The sequence below is a fragment of the Pseudomonas sp. 2 genome (assembly GCF_056627435.1).
Genome location: NZ_JBWXNG010000023.1, coordinates 1 through 17,567 on the forward strand (window position 1 = coordinate 1; position 17,567 = coordinate 17,567).

18 protein-coding genes are annotated in these 17,567 nt (G+C 55.1%); 4 read left to right on the forward strand and 14 right to left on the reverse strand.

The features are described 5' to 3' along the window. Positions 1-27: 27 nt before the first annotated feature. From AC1MEK_RS27410 to AC1MEK_RS27420, 3 genes are all read right to left on the reverse strand, one after another. Complete coding sequence (locus AC1MEK_RS27410; RefSeq protein ID WP_480399489.1) at positions 28-318, reverse strand: helix-turn-helix domain-containing protein; 291 nt, start codon at positions 316-318, stop codon at positions 28-30. A 306-nt stretch (positions 319-624) separates the two neighbouring features. Further along, complete coding sequence (locus tag AC1MEK_RS27415; protein WP_480399387.1) at positions 625-987, reverse strand: hypothetical protein; 363 nt, start codon at positions 985-987, stop codon at positions 625-627. A gap of 266 nt (positions 988-1,253) precedes the next feature. Further along, positions 1,254-2,381, reverse strand: a complete 1,128-nt coding sequence (locus AC1MEK_RS27420) for an L-dopachrome tautomerase-related protein (RefSeq protein ID WP_480399388.1) — start codon at positions 2,379-2,381, stop codon at positions 1,254-1,256. A 55-nt stretch (positions 2,382-2,436) separates the two neighbouring features. On the opposite strand from AC1MEK_RS27420, the gene AC1MEK_RS27425 reads away from it, so the two are divergent. Then, positions 2,437-3,366, forward strand: a complete 930-nt coding sequence (locus tag AC1MEK_RS27425; protein ID WP_480399490.1) for a LysR family transcriptional regulator — start codon at positions 2,437-2,439, stop codon at positions 3,364-3,366. A gap of 385 nt (positions 3,367-3,751) precedes the next feature. On the opposite strand, the gene AC1MEK_RS27430 is transcribed toward AC1MEK_RS27425, so the two are convergent. From AC1MEK_RS27430 to AC1MEK_RS27450, 5 genes are all read right to left on the reverse strand, one after another. Next, the gene (locus tag AC1MEK_RS27430) at positions 3,752-4,246 is read right to left on the reverse strand and encodes a GlcG/HbpS family heme-binding protein (RefSeq protein WP_480399389.1); all 495 of its coding nucleotides are present in this window, start codon (positions 4,244-4,246) and stop codon (positions 3,752-3,754) included. Positions 4,247-4,463: 217 nt separating this feature from the next. Continuing rightward, positions 4,464-5,504 (reverse strand): carbon-nitrogen hydrolase family protein, encoded by a 1,041-nt coding sequence (locus AC1MEK_RS27435; RefSeq protein WP_480399390.1) that lies wholly within the window; start codon positions 5,502-5,504, stop codon positions 4,464-4,466. A 34-nt stretch (positions 5,505-5,538) separates the two neighbouring features. After that, on the reverse strand, positions 5,539-6,540 hold the full coding sequence (locus AC1MEK_RS27440) for an ABC transporter substrate-binding protein (protein WP_480399391.1): 1,002 nt from the start codon (positions 6,538-6,540) through the stop codon (positions 5,539-5,541). 34 nt (positions 6,541-6,574) lie between these two features. After that, a complete protein-coding gene (locus tag AC1MEK_RS27445; protein ID WP_480399392.1) occupies positions 6,575-7,423 on the reverse strand; it encodes an ABC transporter permease in 849 nt (282 codons plus the stop codon). 36 nt (positions 7,424-7,459) lie between these two features. Then, positions 7,460-8,230: an ABC transporter ATP-binding protein gene (locus AC1MEK_RS27450; protein ID WP_480399393.1), complete on the reverse strand. Its 771-nt coding sequence runs from the start codon at positions 8,228-8,230 to the stop codon at positions 7,460-7,462. 234 nt (positions 8,231-8,464) lie between these two features. Between AC1MEK_RS27450 and AC1MEK_RS27455 the strand changes: the two genes are divergently transcribed. Beyond that, positions 8,465-9,409 carry a LysR substrate-binding domain-containing protein gene (locus AC1MEK_RS27455; RefSeq protein ID WP_480399394.1) on the forward strand — a complete coding sequence of 315 codons (945 nt, stop codon included), beginning with the start codon at positions 8,465-8,467 and terminating at the stop codon, positions 9,407-9,409. 417 nt (positions 9,410-9,826) lie between these two features. Here AC1MEK_RS27455 and AC1MEK_RS27460 read toward each other — a convergent pair whose 3' ends face one another. The 4 genes from AC1MEK_RS27460 to AC1MEK_RS27475 all read right to left on the reverse strand — a co-directional run bounded on the left by AC1MEK_RS27460 (position 9,827) and on the right by AC1MEK_RS27475 (position 13,481). After that, positions 9,827-10,318: a cupin domain-containing protein gene (locus AC1MEK_RS27460; RefSeq protein WP_480399395.1), complete on the reverse strand. Its 492-nt coding sequence runs from the start codon at positions 10,316-10,318 to the stop codon at positions 9,827-9,829. 158 nt (positions 10,319-10,476) lie between these two features. Further along, on the reverse strand, positions 10,477-11,709 hold the full coding sequence (locus tag AC1MEK_RS27465; protein ID WP_480399396.1) for an MFS transporter: 1,233 nt from the start codon (positions 11,707-11,709) through the stop codon (positions 10,477-10,479). Positions 11,710-11,837: 128 nt separating this feature from the next. Beyond that, positions 11,838-12,698 carry an N-acyl homoserine lactonase family protein gene (locus AC1MEK_RS27470; protein WP_480399397.1) on the reverse strand — a complete coding sequence of 287 codons (861 nt, stop codon included), beginning with the start codon at positions 12,696-12,698 and terminating at the stop codon, positions 11,838-11,840. A gap of 234 nt (positions 12,699-12,932) precedes the next feature. Then, a complete protein-coding gene (locus AC1MEK_RS27475) occupies positions 12,933-13,481 on the reverse strand; it encodes a TetR/AcrR family transcriptional regulator (protein WP_480399398.1) in 549 nt (182 codons plus the stop codon). 229 nt (positions 13,482-13,710) lie between these two features. Between AC1MEK_RS27475 and AC1MEK_RS27480 the strand changes: the two genes are divergently transcribed. Beyond that, entirely contained in the window at positions 13,711-14,691 is a 981-nt protein-coding gene (locus AC1MEK_RS27480; RefSeq protein ID WP_480399399.1) for a LysR family transcriptional regulator, read from the forward strand. A gap of 39 nt (positions 14,692-14,730) precedes the next feature. On the opposite strand, the gene AC1MEK_RS27485 is transcribed toward AC1MEK_RS27480, so the two are convergent. Then, entirely contained in the window at positions 14,731-15,228 is a 498-nt protein-coding gene (locus AC1MEK_RS27485; protein WP_480399400.1) for an Lrp/AsnC family transcriptional regulator, read from the reverse strand. A gap of 135 nt (positions 15,229-15,363) precedes the next feature. On the opposite strand from AC1MEK_RS27485, the gene AC1MEK_RS27490 reads away from it, so the two are divergent. Continuing rightward, a complete protein-coding gene (locus AC1MEK_RS27490) occupies positions 15,364-16,332 on the forward strand; it encodes a DMT family transporter (protein WP_480399401.1) in 969 nt (322 codons plus the stop codon). A 125-nt stretch (positions 16,333-16,457) separates the two neighbouring features. Here AC1MEK_RS27490 and AC1MEK_RS27495 read toward each other — a convergent pair whose 3' ends face one another. Continuing rightward, the gene (locus AC1MEK_RS27495; RefSeq protein ID WP_480399402.1) at positions 16,458-17,492 is read right to left on the reverse strand and encodes an alcohol dehydrogenase catalytic domain-containing protein; all 1,035 of its coding nucleotides are present in this window, start codon (positions 17,490-17,492) and stop codon (positions 16,458-16,460) included. Positions 17,493-17,567: the final 75 nt, after the last annotated feature.

The window sequence follows — 17,567 nt, forward strand, 5'->3', positions numbered from 1 at the left end:
GATAGCAGCCGGTCGCTTAAGGTTGCTCTACGAGATTGCTAAAACGCAGTTTCGCATCTGCCATTGCTTTGGACTCACTCCATGAGAGGCCCGAAACACTCGCGTAAAGTAAGACTGATCACCAAATCCGCATGCGTAAGCGACCTCACAAATCGAGATGCTTCGCTGTTTCAGCAACGACTCAGCTTTCAAGATTTTTTCTCGGCGCAGCCATACGTGTGGTGGAAGTCCAGTCGCGTTCTTGAATGCGCGAGAGAAATGACTTCTGGATACGGCGCATTCTTTCGCGACCTTCTGGACTGAGCTGCGCTCAGCCATCAGGCCAAGGAGCAATGCTTTTGCCCTTGCGATTTTCCACGGTGCAAGGTTCTCCGCTGAACGGCCTACCGAATGCACAGGGACATACCGTTTTGCGGGCTAAACGGAGGCACTGATAGCGCCTCTGACGCTCCAGCTAGTGTAGATGTCGAAGCGTAGGTCGCTGCCACAACCATCAACAGCGTGATCCATTCGCGGGTTTTGATCATGTTAAGACCTGGTGGTTTGGGGTCAAAGCTTCGAGACAGCGAGCGACTAATGCCAGTCTCCCAGCGCTTCATAAGCCTCCGCAGATGATCTGAGACTTCATCTCCAGTTGGCGGAGTAGCTATATCCGGAAGAGATAGGAGAGCTTTTCCCCTCAGCCAAGTTGGCGGCTTGCTCATCGGGAAAAACCTTTATTGAGAGCAACACTTCACGAGCGATGAGCTTGTTGATTGTGGGTTGGAAAATTTGCTCGAAGCTGTCCTTCATCGAGTCCTCACTGGCCCAAGTAGCGCGAACGATCCAACGGCCTTCTCCACTGGCATCCCACTGCAATTGGCAATCCAAACATCCGTCCTCGCTTTTCGCGCGAACGACTGAGTACCACATCAATTCACCACAGGTGGATGACAGGTTTTTGTGGGCATGGACCAGCATGACTCGGGACGTTGGTTGAATGTTCATGGTTACTCTCACTGGGTCGGTGATGCTGCTCTAGGGCAGATCGTCGAATGGGCCATCAATGGGATTGGAGCAATGATCCGTCTCCAAGCTGCTTTCAACCATCGTCAAATCGCATACCCGATTTACACCTTGGTATAAGGTGTAGGTATCGACTACAAGGCTGCGCAACAGGGCGAGAGATGCTCTTCCTGATGTTTTGGAGGTGCGCCACCGCTGATGCGATTTGCGGCGTCATCAGCGCGGTGGCTCGGATCAAGAATCCGGAATTAAGGTTTCAGCCGATAAACACGCAGTGGCCACTCAACACGCGATTCTCCTCCGTTGAAGAGTGATACCCGGTCTACCTGCGCGGCGGGTAGGTACATGCGGCCTGCTTGGTCGAATGTAGGGGCGTCGACCCAATGCAGATTGGCGTCTGTAACCACGGTATCTGTCTGCCCGGTTGTACGAATACGCTTCACCGTGTCGGTCGCGAGATCGCTGAAGTAAAAGTTACCTTCCTTGTCCAGGGCCGTTCCACCGACTGGAGGCAGGTCACGCCAAAACTCCACTTTTTCTGCCAGAGCATCAGCCGAAATTGCTGGGTCGTTTAGCCAGCGAGTCTCGATTTTGTACCAAGGTCCTTCCAGCGCCGCGAAGTACAGCCACTTACCATCAGGACTGGTCTCAAGTGGGTCCGAATGCACTCGCAACGCCTCACCACTTGGGGCCCTGACAACTTTGCCGCTCAGCACGATATCTCTGTCTGCAGGCGCTTTGACGGCGGGGCTGGAATCCAGCACTCGGCGCATGCTGCCGGTTTTCAGATCCAGAACTAGGATTCCCGGTACGCCAGCATCGGTCAGGTACGCGAAGTCGCCACTGAATCGAATGTCATCGATGTAGCTTCCATCCTTCACCACGTCTGAATTGAGCGAGATGACCTTGCTGGTTTTACCGGATCGAAGATCTACAACCACCAGTTTGGCAGCTCCAGGAATGACGTGACCGCCAAAGTCGGACACCCCCGCATCGACAATCCACAATTGACCATGAGAGTCCCGATGCATCGCATTGACGTTGATGAATCGTTCGGAGACTGGAACAGCGCTATCACCGCTGTTCCAGCGTGCATCTGGGAATGGCTGAGGGCGTCTGTTGGCATCCAGTTTCGATACTGATGGGCCTTTCATCCCCGTCCATTTCGGACCCGATACATAAACGTTGTCTGCGTCATCAACAGCCACCGCGTTCCATATCGCTTCGTGAGTCTCGGCGACAACTTCCAGTGGGTTCTCGCTGGCAGTTACCAAACCGGAAAATACTGTTAGTGCAAAGGGATACAGCCACTTTTTTCTTAAAACGTTCACTGCGCACCACTCCTCTAAAAAAGACGAGGCAATGATCATCTGCATGCGATACGCTGAAAATCACCCATTCAAATGAATCAATTTCATTGTTATGAAGAAAATAGTCCGTCTGGATGATCTCCAAGTGTTTGTTACCACCGTCAAGCTTGGCAGCTTCTCAGCTGCAGCTCGGCTGCTGGACACGTCACCTGCCTTTGCCAGCGCAGCGATACAGCGTTTGGAGAGTGGCCTTGGTGTTCGCTTGTTTGTTCGATCAACGAGACGTCTACGCGTTTCTGATGATGGTGAGCGTTACCTTCCACACGCCGAAGCGGCATTGAATGCCATGACGACAGGGGAAATGGCGCTTGATGAAGGTCGCGATGAGATCTCGGGGCCGATACGTTTGTCGATGCCCTCCGACCTCGGTCGGAACGTCCTGCTCCCTTGGCTAAATGAATTCCAGATTCTGCATCCCGCTGTGCAGCTACAGCTGCGCATCAGCGATCAGGTTGCCGACTTCTTCACCGATCAGATTGATGTCAGCATCCGTTACGGCCAACTAGCTGACTCCACCCTGATTTCGTTGCCGTTGGCGCCCTTGAATACACGTACGGTATGCGCATCGCCGGGGTACATTGCCAAGCACGGAATGCCTGAGACGTTGGAGGATTTGGCTGGGCATAACTGCCTCAGATTTGTCATGAGCGAGCAGACCTATGAACGGTGGACATTTCACACGCCTGAAGGCATCAAAACCGTTGCAGTGACGGGAGACCGAATAAGCGATGACGCTGATGTAGTCCGTCGATGGGGGGTGGCAGGTGCGGGCATCCTCTACAAATCGAGGATTGATGTCACAGCGGATCTCAGAGCGGGCAATCTCATGGAGCTGTTCCCACAAGGTGTCGGCCAGCCTGCCCCTTTGCAGATGGTATGCGCTCACCGACATTTCCTGACGCCGGCTATACACAAGCTGCGAACGTTCTTGGCTGGCAAATGCGATGACTTACTGCTGTCTCCACCATCTCAAGATGGAGCCGCAGCATAGCGGTTTGATAGCAGCGCACTCCTGGCCCTGATTCCTCCAAGGCCAGGAGTCGGAAGATCAGGATGCAGGCTTGATGTAGCTCGCGGTCCCATCTATCCAGTCCTGGCGCTGCGGAGTGAAGATGTCGATGTCCACAATGCCCTCTTACAGAGGGTGGAATTCGTGCGGCAAGTTTGGAGGAAAAATTATGACCTCACCCGCTTTGACCGCAAAGCGTTCGTCTTGTGAGAACACCTGAACAGAATCTGAATTAATCCAGATGATGGCCATGGAGCCATGAGCGTTCCCGCTGGTGCACGATGAGAAGCCATCTCGGGGATGGGAGAATTGCAAAGGCTGTGGGTGCGATGAAAATGTGTGCGAGACCGCAATGAGTACCGTTGCTTTACCGGGGTGCGTTACTGAGAGCCGCCAGAGCAATTTCATCATCGTGCACGGGCGTGTCCGCGCTGATGCCAATAGCGCCTATCACCTGATCCCCTCGTTTGATCGGTTGCCCTCCCTTCATCATCACCAAGCCTGCGGTGATGGCGGCCATGCGTCCACTGTTGACTGCTTTCTCCATATCGTCTGAGGGACGTTTGAACAAGGCGGCGGTGCGTGCTTTTCCGTGGGCTAGATCCACACCCGCCACAACAGGGGCGCCGTCCATGCGTATATCTGCCAAAGTCCAACCACCGTCATCCACGACGGATATTGCACACGGCCATCCGTGAGCTTGCGCGTAGGTCTGTGCAGTCTCCACGATCCTCAAGGCTTCACCCAGATCCAGTACAGGTTTCACGCTGGCATTACGCTCAGTAGAATCGCTGGGCTGCTGGGCCCACGAGGGGCCGCAAAGGCTGCAACTGATAACGGCAGCCATCCAGATAGAACGCATGGGTGATCCTCCTGAAGAAAAAAACAGATGGTAACGTCGTAGTTGCTTTGGCCTGTTAGCCGGCCGGAAGAAAAGCATTACCTGAGAGGTAATGCTGGTGGATCGCAGGAAAGGCGGCTCGGACCGACGTTCTGCTCTCTAGGTCTCAATGACCAGGCACTGCTATTGCGCAGGGCCTGGCAATCGGGTTTCAGCGGCTCGGGCTAGAGGACAGGTATCAACCGGCAGTTTCCATCTCAGGTACGCCTTTCCAATGGGGCTCGCCATACGCCTGACCCGGCAGGCCATCGCTGAATGTCGCCGGGGAATGGGCCGTGCGATTAACGTTCAAGGAGAAAACATCAAACCGGTTGTAATAACCCACGACATCCTGGAACTGTTTCGGCACGACACACTTCTCGATATCGATGGTGGCGTAGGCGATGCCTTCTTCGTCGCGAATGACGTCGCTGATCGGCGCCCCGTCAGGTCCGAGAATCATCGAGACGCTGCGAGACGCCTCATCGATGTTCCGGTGCACCTCGGCGTTACCCCGAGCGATCATGTCAATCACCGCCGGTTGCAGATAGCTGGAAGAGACAATATTGAAAAGCTTTCCTTCGAAGGCATGCGCACCGCCGCGCAGGCGAATCGATGCTTCCAGATCGTAGGCCGGGGTGCCAGCAGGATGGGTAGGAAAGCGCGGTGAAAAACTGGAGATATGGACATTCTCGCCTTGAGACATCAAGGCAAATCGCGCCAATGAGTTGGTGTTCTCGCCGCAAATCAATGCGCCGATACGCCCGAGCCTTGTATCGACTACCCGCAGTCCGCTGCCGTCGCCCATGGCCCAAGCCAGCCTTTCGAAATGCGTGGGCATCAATTTGCGATGGCGGTTGAGGATGCTTCCGTCATCACCGATCAAAACGTTGGTGTCCCACACGCAGCCCACGCTGTTGGTGGTTGCTTCGTTGATGCCGATGGAAACGAAAACGCCGTGCTGTTTCGCGGCGCGGCGGATGCGCGTTATTTCGGGACCGTCCAGCGTGACGGCAGAAGCGGCAAATTTTGCGAAAAATTCATGGGTATCTACGGGCGCCCATACACTCGCCCACACGGGAAAGGCGGAGATGAACGCCTCTGGGAAAACAACCAGCTCCGCGCCGTTGCGTGCGGCTTCGGCGATCCAGTCGCACGCTTTGTCGGTGCAGGCGTCTTGATCGAAGAATACCGACGAGATGTGGCAGGCAGCAGCTTTGAATGAAGGATAAGTCTTCATGGCGTCTCCATTTGCGGATGGGATGAGTGCAGCGTTATTGGTCGGCTTGCTGAGCGTTGGCCCGAGCGATGCCCTTATCGATGAGAGATTTGGCGATCAGTTGGTCGTAGGCAGGCTGGGCCTTGAGGTTGCCCAGGGTGACTTGGGTGTCCATCGCGATGTGCAGTGCTTCGGGTGAAACTGCGACCGACGTGGAGTAGACCTGCTCGCTCAACATGCGACTGACCGCAGCCTCAATGACGTGCGGATCGACGGAGGGAAACTCCTTCTTGGCGATGCCTATTGCGTCGGCGGGATGCGACTGCATGAAGCGCATCGAGAGTTCAAGCGCTGCGATGAACCGTTCTGCGGTGTCGGGGTCCACGGATTTGCGTGCGGAAATTCCGGACAGCAGGTAAGGGCCGTAGTGTTGCGGGAAGCTGTAGATGACGTTGAAGCCGTTGGCAACCGCCTGTTCGAGAGCGGGTTGATAAAGCACGCCAACACTGGCTTGCCTGGCAAGTAGGGGGCCCAGTTCGGAACCTGCCTGCACCTGTTTGATGGTAATTTGCGCCTTGGCTGGATTGACTTTGCTGTCGTTGAGCAGCTTGTTGAACAGGGAGGTGCTCGCGATGGGCATCATGCCGGTCGATACCGTCTGCCCTGTAAAATCACTAGGCTCCTGATAACTCATATCCGGAGAGGCTGCGATCCATACCGCGGCGCGATTCACGATCCCGGCAATCACCTGCACGTCCGCCCCTTTGGATGCAGCAATGGCGGTCCATTCCGGACCATGCAGCGAGAATTCCGCACTACCGGAAATGACCGCCGATAACGCCGCGTTGGGTGAGCCAGCTGTCTGTCGAGTGACCGCCAGGCCTTGCCTGTCAAAGAACCCCTGGTCTTGCGCGACGTAGAGCGGCAAGAACATCACAGATTGGAAAAGCTGAGAAACAACAACCTTTTTAGGCTCCTGCGCTTGGGCGGGGATGGTCAGAGCCAAAACGCAGGCACAGCCTAACGACGCCACGACTTTCTTGACGGTGAGTTTCATGAGAGCACCTGAGTGAGTTGAGAAGTCCGAACGATCAAACGTTCAAGTTGCTGTGGGTGGTGCTTTCTTTCCACGGCAGAAGCTTTCGCTCAACGTAATCGACGACAAAGTAGAGGCTGAAGCCAATGACCATCAGCATGAACAGCCCTGCCCACACTGTATTGAGGTCGTACAGGCCCGAAGCGGTAAAAATCATGTGGCCCAGACCGTGCTCGGAGGAAATGAATTCGCCTACCACCGCACCTACTAGACCAAACCCGATGTTGATGTGAAAGGTCGCGATGATCGCAGGCAGCGAAGAGGGGACAATGACCTTGAAGAAGATCGCTTTTTTGTCAGCTCCCAACGTCACCAGCAGCGTCTGGTAATCCAGGTCGGCGTTCTTCGCTGCCTGATAGGCTGCGATTAGCGCAACGATAGAGGTCAGCGACACAGCCAGCGCGACTTTGGAGATCAAGCCGGTACCGAACCAGAGGATGACGATGGGCCCGAAGGCGATCTTCGGAATGCTGTTTACCGCGATGATGAACGGTTCCGTCAGGCGCGCAATGAACGGCGAATACCAAAGAGCCAAGCCGAGTAACGAGCCCGCTACGGTACCTATGGCGAAGCCCAGAATGGCCTCAATCAGGGTGTAACCGCTGTCGACCCAGAGCACCCCATCGGCGGCGCCGCGTACCAGCGCCTTCCAGATTTCTTCGGGTGATCCCACCATGAAGGCGGAAACCCACCCAACATTTACCCCATATTGCCAAGCCCAGAGAACGAGGGCAGCGGTGACCAACTGAATTGCCGACCGTCCCCAGAGGGTGTCGAGCAGCCTTCGCGTTTTAACGCGGCTGCGGGAGACAGTGTTTTTTGCGCGAGCAGGTGCGTTGGACATGACATAACCCATTGTGAAAACCTCGGTAGCGTGGAATCAGTGCTTGCGGGTCTGGATATCCAGCTCTGCGCATAGCTGATGGAAGTAGCCTGGGAAATTGGCGTGGTTACGTGCCCCGATAGGAGAACTCTCCCCGATATCGATGTCGTAGACATGTTTGACATGGGAGGGCTTGCCAGCCAGCACCACCACCCGCTTGGAAAGGGCGACCGCTTCATCGATGTCGTGGGTGACTAGAATCACGGTCTTCTTGAAGGTTTCGACAGCGTCGAGCAGCACACCCTCCAGGTACAGCCGGGTCTGGTAGTCCAGTGCCGAGAATGGCTCATCCAGCAACAGCACGTCGGGGTCGGAGATCAGGGTGCGGATCAATGCCACACGCTGGCGCATACCGCCGGACAGATTTTTGGGGTAAGCGTTTTCGAAACCTCCCAGCCCGAAGGTGTTGAGGTATTCCATCGCGTTCTCGCGGGCCTCTCTCTGCGGCAATTGCTGAAGTTCCGGCGCGAGCATCACGTTCTGCAAAACGGTGCGCCATGGAAAGAGCAGGTCGCGTTGCATCATGTAGCCCACTTTGCCACGCAGCCCAGTGACCTGTTGGCCTCGGAAGTTGATTTCTCCCGAATCCGGGTCCGTCAAGCCTGCAATGATGTTGAAGACGGTAGTCTTCCCGCAGCCGCTGGGGCCAATGATGCTGACGAAATCTTGTTCGTTGACATCGAAGGTCAAGCCACCGAGAACGTCGACCGACCTTCCCTTGACCGGGAAGGATTTCTTGATGCCTTTTAGGCTGAGGAGCTTGTTCATGGCAAAGCCCTTTCGTGAACAGAAAGCGGGTTGAGGGGCGAAACGTGTGTTGTCGACGACGCCATAATTGCCACGCATCCCGGTGCTGTAAATTGAAAGAAGTGAACATCAGGATTCAGTTTTATTGAATCTTCAAAACGAACATTGAAAATCACTTAACGTATAAACTGCCTGGAACAAGACGTCATGATGCTGTGAATCGGCAGGCTCTTTTGACTGAATGAGGCGACACTAATGTCCGTGATTTCTGCCCGTCTTCCCCCCATCCATTGCCTCTTGGCGTTTGAAGCGCGGGCTCGGCTCAAAAGCGGAGTGTTGGTCGCCAAGGAGTTGAACATCACACCGAGCGCAGTCATTCATCGCATTCGCCAACTGGAAAATTTCACCCAACTAACGCTGTTCACGAAAGTTGGCAGCCAGGCGGTGCTCACGCCTGAAGGCCAGTCGTATCTGGAAACGGTTCGCGGGGCGCTGTATGCCTTGAGTTACTTTTCAGCCCGAGGTCGACCGGAAAAGCTCAAGCTGCGTTTGAGCTCTCCTCCCACGTTCGCCACGCGCATCCTGATCCCGAGATTAGGGCGGGTTCGTGATCGATTCCCCGATTTGCAGATCGAAATACAACTGTCTGTTCCACTGATCGGGGCGAAGGCTGAACCGGCCGACATCGACTTTCGCTTCGGTGATGGAGACTATCCGGGGCGCACCGTGGTGAAGGTCCTGGATGAAAAGGTGGTTGCTGTGTGTAACCCGGAATTTGCCGCGCAAAGCGGCCCGTTCAAAAGGGCGTCGGATCTGCGTGTCCAACATCTGCTCAGGTGCTCGATAGATCCCTGGCGTCCCTGGTTCTTAGCAGCAGGGCTGGATTGGTCTGAGCCGGATAGCCATTTTGCGTTCTCGGACGTTGGTCTTTTCGCGGACGCTGCGGCTCACATGGGCGGGGTAGCGTTGGTCCGTCCCAGTTTGGTTCAGGACTACCTCAACAGTGACAAGCTGTGCGTTCTGTTTCCAAACGTCATGGCAGTCCCCTATTACGCTTACTACGCCACATGCACGCCAGAGTCCTACCAGCGCACCGAGGTCGAGCAGTTCATTCAGTGGTTGGCGCAAGACCTTTACGACCCCGGCAGTCGTTATCGGATGCCGAAAAAGCCTGTGCGTAAGGCTCAGGTGCAACAGTGAGGAATGTTTTTCGCTGCTAATCGAGTTGCGGAAGCCGGTGATGAATCGAGTCCTGATCCGGAACACCCCATTCTCGGCGAGCAAAAATGAGGCACCGCTCAACTTATACTGACCCGCCCCCTTCTGTAGAACACCTTCATCGTTTCGACAAATTCTTCGCGAAGCGAATCTTGGCGTGAGCCGCCGGCCAGATCACGTAGGTGGGGAATAGGATGTCCGGCTTAAGTGCCAGAATAGCAATTTCTCGATGCCGGTGATTTTCGGCCTGTTGGCGTTGACGCCGAATTGACCCGGTTATCGATGCTTCTCTGACCGAACATCAATTTGCAGAGTCCTGCACTAGTAATGTTCCCCAAACGAGGAGCTTGGGTCAGTGAGGCATCGGTGACTAGGTCAATCCTGCTATGGCGCTAACAGTCAGGATGCAGGCTTGATGTAGCTCGCGGTCCCATCTATCCAGTCCTGGCGCTGCGGGGTGAAGATGTCGATGTCCACGGTGCCCTCTTCCAGAGAGTGGAATTCGTGCGGCACGTTTGGAGGAAAAACTATGACCTCACCCGCTTTGACCACAAAGCGTTTGCCTTGTGAGAACACTTCCACAGAGCCTGAGGTAATCCAGGTAATTTGTTCATTCGCGTGATGATGCAGAGGCACTACCGCTCCCTTGGCGAAAACCCATCGGGCCATGGTGCTCTGCGCGTTGTGAATCGTTTGACGGGTGATACCGCTACCCATCTGCTCGATCGGAATTTCCCGGAAGTCATACAGGTCGGGAAGCGTATGCCTGAATGGTGTAATCGTCGCCTGTTCGCCTTTATTCGGCGCGTCACTTACCGCTGTGTTTGCTGCAACTGAGGCCCCGCTGGCGAGCATGAGTGCCGCAACCAGAGGCATGGTAAATGCTTTCATAAACAACCTCTTAGAGAGTTAAGTCTCGGCCAGTATCACCGTCGTTTCGCAATCAAAAAAAGCGGCCTTGTCCGTTAACTCTTTCCGGGAAATCAGGAAGATCTGGTGAAGCTCCTGAGTGCAGGGAGTCATACTCCGGCGGGCCGATCAGCCACCAATTAATGCCCTGTTTCCGAGGCTGAACGGGTTCGAATAAGTCCTACAATCGCGATGATTGCGAGAGCCATGACCCCAGCTCCAAAGAGTTGAGCAGTCATCACGATGTCGGCACCGTTTGCGACTTCATAGCCTGCGGCGATGGCAGGTACTCCCATCCCCAAGTAGCAGCACAGGAAGGAGACCGAGAGCACACCTGCAAGCTCGTGTGGCTTTGCCAGAGCTACAACCATGCGTATCCCCCCCTGGAAGCCTGCGCCGAATCCAGCACCGGCCAACCCTATGCCGATAAAGAACGAGAAGAAGGAGTGAAGCTGCAGCGATGCGAGGACCAACAGCATTCCGATCAGCAGCCCGAGGCTTCCCGCCCAGGCGAAAATGCGGGCTGATCGAGCACGTAACATAAGGATTGCGGCAACTCCACTTCCAGAGAAAGTCGCGAGAGCCAGGCCTCCGATGGCAGGCGACTGAATCTCGAAGACATGCTTGATAAGCGACGGGCCTAGCGAAGCGTAGAGACCAGCAACGGCCCAGCCTGCAATGAATACTGCCGACGCGATCAGCATGGCTGGACGCACCTGTGAGGGAACACTGAACTGTGGAACTAGTGAGCGCAAGGCACCTGGTCTGGAAGGTTGCGAGTCTTTCAAAAGCACCACACCGATGAACTGGGCGACGAGTACCACGCCTAGGACGGCAAAAACAGTGTGGGTAGGAAACGGGATGAACTGGACCATGACGCTTCCCAGCAACGCACCGATCGCACTCCCGCTCACAGGTGCAATTGCATTCGCAATGGCGCCACGTTGGGCGTTCAGCTGGATAAGCCCAGCTCCCACAGCCGATACTGCCGCACCCGTTGAAAGCCCCTGCAGCACGCGGCCAATGATCAGGCCATCCAGTCCCGACGCCGTGCCCAGAGTGAACATGGCCGCTATCTGCATGAGGGTCGTCACAAGTAAGACTGGGCGCCGGCCGATGTAATCCGAGACTCTGCCAAACACCAGCAATGCGGCCAGAACTGACAAAGCGTAGACGCTAAAAATCAGGGTGATCACGACGGCCGAGAAATGCCACACGCTTTGATAAATCGGGTAGATCGGGGTAGGAACGCTTGAACCTGCGAGAAACGATAACGTGATTGAAGCCAGCAGCCAGAAGCGCATCTTCGGAGAAAGCAATTGCTCCCGCTCCGAAGCTGCAGGCGTTGGGCCAGAGATCGAAATGTCAGTCATGGCGAGTTCAACTCGTGAGGTAGCCGTTGATCAACAGGCATGTGCCAATCCCGAAAATAGCCATGCCAAGTGCAAATCGAACCGCTCGCCATGGGCGAGCGGATCCAGTAACTACAGCCGACATGCCGTCAAATCCCTTCCAGCATGGAGTAGTTGGCAGCTTTGGTGACATCAGCCCTTGGGTTGGAGATTGCATCGTGCATCAGCCCTACTACCTTGCCGTTTCGAATCAGGGCCGGTACGTCGTGACTCGGGAGCAGGAACTTGCTGTCCGCCAAAGCGCGCTTCAGGGCTTTCTTTTCCTCGAGCGTCGACATCGCACGGTTGGCCGTGATGGTTGGTTCGTGTGCAGCCTGATCGAGAATTGGGTCGATCAATTGATCCTGAATGTTGTAGGCGATGTCGCCACAGATGTTGGCCATACCTTCATCTGTTTCGACCAGGATCGACAGCGATCCAGGGGTATGCCCGCCTGCCAACCTGACCGCGACGCCGGGGATCACTTCCTCTTCGAAGGTGCCGTCCACGTCAAAAAGCCGGAGGGCACCGCGGGTGTGCAGACGGTCGATCAAGTGCTTGGTATCAGCAGCCGTATACATCAGAGGTCCCATGATGCCGGACGCTGCGAACTCCAATTCCCGGCGGGAGATGCCAACGGTGGTTGCCATGGGGAAGCGATCCGTCATGCCGACGTGATCGATGTGTGCATGGGTGTGCAGAATGTGGCGGATATCTGTCATCCGCAGCCCGTGTTCGGCCAGATGGTATTCAAGCGTCATCCGTGGAGTGACTTCATAGGGCAGGCCGAAGGCTGCGTATTGCTCGACACTGCGAGAGCCTGTGTCGACGAGAATGGGCTCTTCGCCTCCAGTGATGAGGAAGCCCAAGACGGGAATGGTCACTTGTTCGCCGGGATTGCGAAACAGAACCAGACCGCTGGAGTCGAGCTGCATGTTGCCAAGGTTGATAGGGTGAATTTTCAACGCCATGGTAGTTCTCCTGATATTGCCTGAATTGAGGCAAGGCTTCGCCATCGCTAAGCACTAGGTACTCAGCGCATCTAAAAATTGGGCAGAGGTGTCGGAGAAACTGGCGCGTTTGCACGAACCAGGTACCTGGCCGAGTGGCCAAGTCGTTTAGAACCGACCGGTTCAATATAGGTCAGCCGAAAGATCTCGGCAAGATAAAAAACCGATCAGTTCTAAATTATTTTTGAAGCCGCGTTAAAGCAGCCGCACCGCCTGCATGAAATGGTCAACAGGGTCTAGGCCATCCCCACTGTGCAGGCTGCTTTCAACGCATACCCCAGAGAAAAAGACCATGATGATGTCGGCAATGACTTCTGCCGGCAGCTTGGTTTGTTCCGCACGGACATTTGCCGCCAGCTCCGGCAATAGGCGGCGGTGACTGTCGATGAGCAATTGACGGATGGAATCGGACAGCGTCGAGAATTCACGCAAGGCGTTCACGGAGAAGCAGCCTGTGCAGCCATTCTCCTGGGGGGCTCCCAAACGCAGAAAACGCTCAATGTTGGTCCACCCCAACGGTGCAGCGGTCAGAATTTCAGGCGCCCCCCGATGCTGGTAGTAGTACGTCAAGGCGTTGAAAAACAGATCCTCCTTGTCGGTGAATTCTGAGTACAGGCCAGACTTGTTGACCCCGGTTGCCTGCTCAAGATGGTGTAGGGACGTACCGGCAAAACCATGCTTCCAGAAAACTGGAAGGGCCTTTTCCAGCACTGTTTCTCGATTGAATTTTCTGGGTCTACCCATGACATTTCTCGTCAGGTCGTAATGCGGAAAAGATTTTAGTGAACCGATCGGTTTGTTATGCTACTCCTATCTGCGCCTCACCGGCCAGTGGTCGCCCAGAGGAAATTTCGCTGAGGATTTTCAGGGTTTCGCGGAAACTGTTAATCGGCGCTCCGGTTCCAAGCAGCATTTCGATGGGCCACTATTACAACTCGAACGCGCTAAGACCCACCGGCAAGAGATGCATTTCATGATTCGACTCGACGATCTTGATATTTTCGTCAAGGCAGCTTCGCAGGACAGCTTTTCTGCAGTTGCACGCAAGCTGGATGTGCTGCCGGCGCAGATCAGCGCTGCCATTAAACGTCTGGAACGTGAGCTCGATATCAGGCTGTTCGCGCGTTCAACCCGTAGCTTGAGGTTAACGGCGGAAGGGGAATTCTACCTCCCGTATGCGCGCGAAGCGCTTCACGCACTGTATGCGGGGCAGGAAGGCATCCGTAATGATGACCAGCAACTCCAAGGTACGATACAGATTGCTTGTGCTTCCGACTTGGGACGAAACGTACTGCTGCCGTGGTTGCTGGATTATCGCCAGCACCATCCAGGCGTGAATCTGCGCCTGTCGGTTTCTGACAAAGTCGCTGATGTGTATCGGGAACCGGTCGATGTCGCTATCCGGTACGGGACCCTTCAAGATGCCAACTTTGTTTGCTTGCCGCTGGTTCCCCACAACCGTCGAGTTCTCGCAGCCGCGCCCTCGTACATTGCGCAACATGGCCAGCCAAATTCACCGTCCGAGCTCAAGCATCATGCCTGCCTGCTCTACGAGCTAAACGGGAAAGTCTATGACCGCTGGAAATTCCCGGGATCGAACGGAGAACTCTGTGTGGACGTCGCTGGGCCTGTCGTCAGTGATGATGCAGATATCATCAGACGTTGCGCTTTGGCCGGCCAGGGGATCATTTACAAGTCATGGTTGGATATCTGTGCAGACGTCCAAAGTGGGGCGCTTGTCCTGCTATGCACTGACCATCCAGGCGAAGCATTTCCTCTCAATTTCATATGCCCTCACCGCAAACAGTTTTCTCTGGCAATACGCCAACTGTACCGGCGGCTTCGAGAGCAGTTTTTGACGTTGTCCCACGAGATGCCGCCCGTCTCTGACAGCCAATCGATTCCGTCTGAGTCGCTCGGGACGGAACTGAACGCTTCGATAATGCCGCTCTGATCCGCTGACTGCTCCGCTGAAACCGAATTTGCGAAAGGGTCAGCGTTTCTCGAACAGCGTCATGCCGTTCGCAGGCAAAGGCAGCGCCGTCTTATACCTCACCTGCTTCAATGCAAAGCTTGATCGGATATTGGCCACGCCGGGAATTTTACTCAGGTGTTCCAGGATGAAACGCTCCAGATCCTGAATCGACGATACCAAGACTCTGATCAAGTAATCCGCATCACCCGACATCAGATAGCACTCCATAACCTCTGGCCGCTCCGAGATCGCTGCCTCGAATCGTGCCAGCACCTCGATCACCTGCTTCTCCAGACTGACGTGGATGAATACGTTTAGATGAAGCCCCAGCGGTTCAGGATCGAGTAGTGTGACCTGCTGCCGAATCAGCCCCTTTTCCTGCATCGCCTTGACCCTGTTGAAGCATGGCGTGGGCGACAAGTTGACGGCTCGCGCCAACTCAGCATTGGTAATGCGGGCATCATCTTGAAGTTGATTCAGAATGTTGATGTCTGTTCTATCCAGTCGATTAGCCATGAGTGAATCTTTCTCCTGAATCTGCGTTTTGAAGAATTTTTATACTGCTGCGGTCTGTTTTTCAATCAACATCAGAGAAATTATCTGACGGCCGTCATTTAAAATATCCTCATCAATCACTCTGGGGATTCAGCCATGGCGAACGCGAGCGATCACTGTGCCAGTGACGTCGTCATAGATGGTCAAAAAAGTCTGCTGTCCAACCGGGCAAAAGGTTTGATCTTGTTGTTTGTTGCGATCCTGATCTGGGGCGCGAACTGGCCCGTAATGAAGGCAGGACTGTCTCACATCACACCGATCTGGTTTTCGGCGACTCGATTTTTGACGGGAGCCGCGTGCCTGTTTGTTCTACAGCTGTTTACTAAAACGCTCTCGCTGCCTAAACGGCGGGACATTCCCCTGCTGCTGAGCGTGGGCTTGCTGCAAATGCTCGGGTTCACCGTCCTGGGCTCTATTGCGATGGCAGATATCCCGGCCGGGCGCTCGGCAGTGCTCGCCTACACCACCCCATTGTGGGTGACACCTGCCGCCGTTTTGTTCTTCAAAGAAAAACTCAGCCGAGCGCAATTGATAGGCACCATTCTCGGGATTCTCGGTGTAGCTACGCTCTTCAACCCTCTGACGCTGGACTGGAGCAACCACACAGTCATCAAGGCCAACCTGTTACTGCTCGCAGCGTCACTTTGCTGGGCGATTTGCATCTTGCATCTGCGTCACTACAAAGGGACATCGAGTGCCTATCAGCTTGCACCATGGCAGATGTGTATCGCTTCAATACCTTTGGTCGTACTTGCCCAGGTCACGGAGGGGCCTTTCACTGGCGACGGATCTCACTCCTTCTGGGAAGTCCTTCTGTTCGTAGGTCCACTCGCTACCGCTTTTTGTTTCTGCGCCGTTAATGCGGCAAGCATGTGGCTTTCTACGACCAGCATGTCTTCAGCAATGCTGGGCGTTCCCATTGTTGGGCTTCTGGTCTCGGTGGTGACTATGGGTGAACATCTGACAACCTCTCTCACCATAGGGGTTCTGGCGATTGTCGGCGGGATACTGTTCGTCAGCATGGGGCTGCGAAAAAAAGCAGCCCCCGCGATTCCGTCCACTTGAACGGATGTGATCAACAGTCGCGGGGAGCTGAAAAAGAGGAGGTCTGTTTAGCTATCTGCGTGGCGGTAATGCCCGCCACGCAGAATTGGCAACGGCAGATAGCCGATCAAGTACAGATGACCAGGTCAAACCTTCGTAGTGTCCATCACCAGGACAGCGCGCTGCCGTACCGACGCACTCATCATTCGATCGTACGCCTCACGCGCCTGATCCAATCGAAAGGTCTCAATTTGGGGACGAATGCCTTGGAGCTCGGCGAAGGCCAAGGTTTTCTCGTTGTCAGCTACAGTGCCGGTCAATGAGCCCACCACCGACCGCTCGCCAAAGATCAGATCAGTCGCGCTGATGCTGAGAGGCTCGCCAGGGACTGCGACCACAATCAGCTCACCGCGCGGAGCCAGCCCTGAGATTGCTTCTGCCATTGCAGTAGCTGAAGGGGCCGTTGCCAGTACGACTTTTGCCCCACCTAATGCGCGCAGTGCTTGCGCAACATTTTCCTGGGTGGAGTCAATGTACACATCTGCTCCCCAGGCAAGGGCTCGTTCAGCTTTATCCGCACCGCGAGCGATAGCAACGGTGAGAAAGCCCATCTTCTGAGCGAACTGCACACCTAGGTGCCCCAGGCCGCCTAATCCTTGAATGGCAACGACGTCGCCGGCTTTAGCTTTCGACTTCAGCAAGGCGTTGAAAGTCGTCAAGCCAGCACAAAGCAAAGGAGCCGCTTCAGCCGCATCAAGGTGTTCCGGCACTCGGACCAAGCCGTTAGCTTTAGCCAGCATGACTTCGGCGTACCCGCCGTCGGTGTTCATACCAGTCGTGATGGGATTGTGGCAGTTCACCGCATCACCTTGACGGCAGGAAGGGCAATTCCCATCTTCACCGCCCAGAAAACCTACGCCGACTCGTTGACCGAGAGACCACCCTTCGACTGCTTCACCGATCGCCTCGATTCGGCCGATGACCTCATGGCCCGGAATACGCGGATAGCTGATATTCCCCGTGAAGTTTTCAACGGTTGCGCTATCTGAATGGCAGACCCCACACGCTTCAACCCGGATCAACACGTGACCGCGAGTGGGCACTGGGATCGGAAGCTCGACCAGCTCTAACCGGCCGGGAGAAATTGCTGCCACGGCACGGTACGTTGTACGTGTAGTCATGGATCACCTTCAGAAAGATGGAGTTGGATAGCCCCTTACCGGTGCAGGCCCGGTAAGGGCGCTTTAACGCGAGAA

Bases quoted from the DNA above. Each gene is read 5' to 3' on its own strand.
- AC1MEK_RS27410 (WP_480399489.1), bottom strand. From the start codon at position 318: ATGGCTGAGCGCAGCTCAGTCCAGAAGGTCGCGAAAGAATGCGCCGTA.
- AC1MEK_RS27415 (WP_480399387.1), bottom strand. From the start codon at position 987: ATGAACATTCAACCAACGTCCCGAGTCATGCTGGTCCATGCCCACAAA.
- AC1MEK_RS27420 (WP_480399388.1), bottom strand. From the start codon at position 2,381: ATGCAGATGATCATTGCCTCGTCTTTTTTAGAGGAGTGGTGCGCAGTG.
- AC1MEK_RS27430 (WP_480399389.1), bottom strand. From the start codon at position 4,246: ATGCGTTCTATCTGGATGGCTGCCGTTATCAGTTGCAGCCTTTGCGGC.
- AC1MEK_RS27435 (WP_480399390.1), bottom strand. From the start codon at position 5,504: ATGAAGACTTATCCTTCATTCAAAGCTGCTGCCTGCCACATCTCGTCG.
- AC1MEK_RS27440 (WP_480399391.1), bottom strand. From the start codon at position 6,540: ATGAAACTCACCGTCAAGAAAGTCGTGGCGTCGTTAGGCTGTGCCTGC.
- AC1MEK_RS27445 (WP_480399392.1), bottom strand. From the start codon at position 7,423: ATGTCCAACGCACCTGCTCGCGCAAAAAACACTGTCTCCCGCAGCCGC.
- AC1MEK_RS27450 (WP_480399393.1), bottom strand. From the start codon at position 8,230: ATGAACAAGCTCCTCAGCCTAAAAGGCATCAAGAAATCCTTCCCGGTC.
- AC1MEK_RS27455 (WP_480399394.1), top strand. From the start codon at position 8,465: ATGTCCGTGATTTCTGCCCGTCTTCCCCCCATCCATTGCCTCTTGGCG.
- AC1MEK_RS27460 (WP_480399395.1), bottom strand. From the start codon at position 10,318: ATGAAAGCATTTACCATGCCTCTGGTTGCGGCACTCATGCTCGCCAGC.
- AC1MEK_RS27465 (WP_480399396.1), bottom strand. From the start codon at position 11,709: ATGACTGACATTTCGATCTCTGGCCCAACGCCTGCAGCTTCGGAGCGG.
- AC1MEK_RS27470 (WP_480399397.1), bottom strand. From the start codon at position 12,698: ATGGCGTTGAAAATTCACCCTATCAACCTTGGCAACATGCAGCTCGAC.
- AC1MEK_RS27475 (WP_480399398.1), bottom strand. From the start codon at position 13,481: ATGGGTAGACCCAGAAAATTCAATCGAGAAACAGTGCTGGAAAAGGCC.
- AC1MEK_RS27480 (WP_480399399.1), top strand. From the start codon at position 13,711: ATGATTCGACTCGACGATCTTGATATTTTCGTCAAGGCAGCTTCGCAG.
- AC1MEK_RS27485 (WP_480399400.1), bottom strand. From the start codon at position 15,228: ATGGCTAATCGACTGGATAGAACAGACATCAACATTCTGAATCAACTT.
- AC1MEK_RS27490 (WP_480399401.1), top strand. From the start codon at position 15,364: ATGGCGAACGCGAGCGATCACTGTGCCAGTGACGTCGTCATAGATGGT.
- AC1MEK_RS27495 (WP_480399402.1), bottom strand. From the start codon at position 17,492: ATGACTACACGTACAACGTACCGTGCCGTGGCAGCAATTTCTCCCGGC.